At 60.5% G+C, this 2592-nt stretch carries 2 protein-coding genes; one reads left to right on the forward strand and one right to left on the reverse strand.

The window, feature by feature from the left end; genetic code table 11:
- Positions 1-144 precede the first annotated feature (144 nt).
- Positions 145-969: a tRNA (pseudouridine(54)-N(1))-methyltransferase TrmY gene (gene trmY / locus J7J55_00240; GenBank protein MCD6141147.1), complete on the reverse strand. Its 825-nt coding sequence runs from the start codon at positions 967-969 to the stop codon at positions 145-147.
- A 199-nt stretch (positions 970-1168) separates the two neighbouring features.
- Here trmY and J7J55_00245 point away from each other — a divergent pair, with 199 nt between their 5' ends.
- A complete protein-coding gene (locus J7J55_00245) occupies positions 1169-2425 on the forward strand; it encodes a hypothetical protein (GenBank protein ID MCD6141148.1) in 1257 nt (418 codons plus the stop codon).
- Positions 2426-2592 lie beyond the last annotated feature (167 nt).

Here is a 2592-nt window from a genome sequence, read left to right on the forward strand (position 1 = left end):
CTTAACTTCCTCAAGATCGCGTTTGGTGATCGGCTCATCCTGGTGATTCATCGGATTATCCTCCGTAACGTTTATAACAAACGCCGATAGAGGTGTCAATTTCAATAGAGGCCGTAAGGACGGGTTTAGGCCCCGCCGCTACGACTATTCCTCCGGCGCCTCGAAGTAATCGGCGATGATCTCCCGTGCCCGGGCGAGGTCGGACGGTCGCACCATCAACCGGACCTCGGCCAGCCCATCGACCGTCATCGGGTAGACCGACGGGGGGACCTGCCGCACCAGGTTCACCGGAATCCCGAAGTCTTCAAGGAGACCTTTTATCAACAACGCCTTCGGTTCCCCCCACACCTTGTGACATACTACCAGTTCCTCCATATCTTCTTCCTCCCGTCGATCGAGATAGTGATGGACAATGGTGATGCACTGGCTCGCGTGAAGCGGGACCTTCCCCAAGGAGACGCGGGGGAGCTCGGCGAGCGTGGCCTCTTCTTCCGGGGTGAAGTCGAGGTGATCGGAGAGGAAGAAGGCAGGATCGCGCGGCACGGTGAATGACTCGATCGGGGCCCCCTCCTCGTGCAGCACAATCGGCCGCGCCCCGTGTTGGTATAACCTGTCGAGTACCCCGGCAAGGTCGGCCCGCCCCACGTAGATCCCGGGAGTGCTCCTGACCTCATCTCGGGCTCCGTCGTTGCTCTCCTGCAGCTTCTCGAGGGCGTGCTTGATCAACGCGGCGGTCGAGCGCTCGTCCGGGTTGAGGTGACGGACTTCGGCGCCGACGATCCTGATCTGGATACTGTTCCTGATCAGGACCGTCACCTCCACGTCCCGGCGCAGGTCGTGAGAGAGGAAGAACGCCGCCCCGATCGCCCGGCAGATGACGTCGAGCCGTCCCGCCCCACCGGGGAGGTCGTTCAGTGAGAACTCCGGGGTGATGGGGCCCGTATGGCTGAGGATCACGAATCGTCTCATACTGAATAGTCTACCGCCCTTCTCCCGGGCGTGCCAACCGGACCGATGTCCCGGGAAAAACCGAAGAACTCCGGGCCGGGGTGGTGATCCGTTTCCCCTCCGACGCGGTCGGAGCGCATAGAGTGGAAGGGTGGAAAGCTGTTATGGTCGTTACGGAAATGAAATCAAATGGCAGGTTAGATCAAGAGGGGGCCGCAACGTGAAAGCGCGAATCGTTGTTTTGTCGGTGGTATCAGTCATTGTGCTCGGCGGGTTTGCCCTCGCCGCCGGACCGTTTTCCGGGAGCTGGGAGATGGAGATCGGTCTCTCCCCACAGCAGACGAAGCCGTTCTCCGCATTCTCCTCCACTCTCAACGCCGGGTTCACCCTCAGCTTCCTCACCTTAACGAGCAGCTCGGACTTCATCATCGACGGATGGCTGTGGCAGGAGTTCGGGCTGTGTGCCACGATCGGGTTCATCTCGTTCGACGGGGTGATGCTCTTCGAGCCCCAGTCGGGCTCGTTTCTGTACACCCAGGGGATCCTGACCCTCGACTTTAACCCGTTCGTGGTGCGGTGGTACTCGGGGATGACCGGATCAGACAGCCCGTACGGGCTGAACTATGGCCACGTCCTCGACCTGTACGGGGAGATCGGCGGTGGCGCGTTTACGTTCGAGAGCCAGACGTTCTTCGGCGCCGATCTGAGCGGAATCTCGTTCACCCAGACCTCCTCCACCATGACCTCCCTCCTTCTGACAAAGACGTACAAGACCGACCCGACGATCAGCCCAGTGACCTGCAACCTCTGCTTTTCCGGGGAGGTGCTGACGTTCAAGGGAGAGGCGTTCGGGTGCATCGAGCTCACGAGCACCACCACCTTCTCCACTACCGGGTTCGACAGCCAGGAGGTCGAGCTCGTGTTCGAGCACGTGTTCGGGGTTCCACTTGATCTCACCCTCGATTACTACTTCTCCCTCCAGAGCTCAAGCCATACCTTCACCCCGTCCCTGGAGACCGACTACGGCTGCGTGAAAATCTATACCCATCTCCTTCCCGGGAGCGGGGGGACGATAACCGGGTTAGAAATCTACGGGGTGGAGTTCTCGGCGACGATCGCGGGAACCACGTTCCGCAGCCTGTCCAACCTGAACACGACCGACTACGTGATCACCACCCCGAAGTACGGCGCGACGATCGAACTGAAGTCCGACGCCGACGCCAACGCGCACCTCTACTATCCCCAGTCCGATTGGGAAATCATCTCCATCACCACTCAGGTCCCGCCGAGTGGATGGGGAGTGATCTTCTCCGCTGATACCCTGTTCGGGACCTCGACCGGCCTTCTGTTCGACTGGGATCGGACCGACATGGGAGTGACGGCCGACGTCGGCGGGCTGTTCACCTTCAACACCGGGGTGACCGTCGATACGACCGGGTTCACTGAGTGGAGGATCGGGATAAAATTGCGCTGGTAGATTGACAGGGCCTTTCGGGCTTGCCCCCTCCCTGTAAGTCTCCTACACTTAGGGCATGGCCTGGGAATGGTCGGGTGCAGCCGGCGGTGCTTCTCTCCTTGTGACCCTCCTCATCGCCCTTTGTTTTGTGCGATTGGGGGAGACGATCCCGCTCCTGCGCGATCGGA

It is taken from the genome of Candidatus Bipolaricaulota bacterium (genome assembly GCA_021159055.1).
Lineage (GTDB): Bacteria > Bipolaricaulota > Bipolaricaulia > UBA7950 > UBA9294 > S016-54.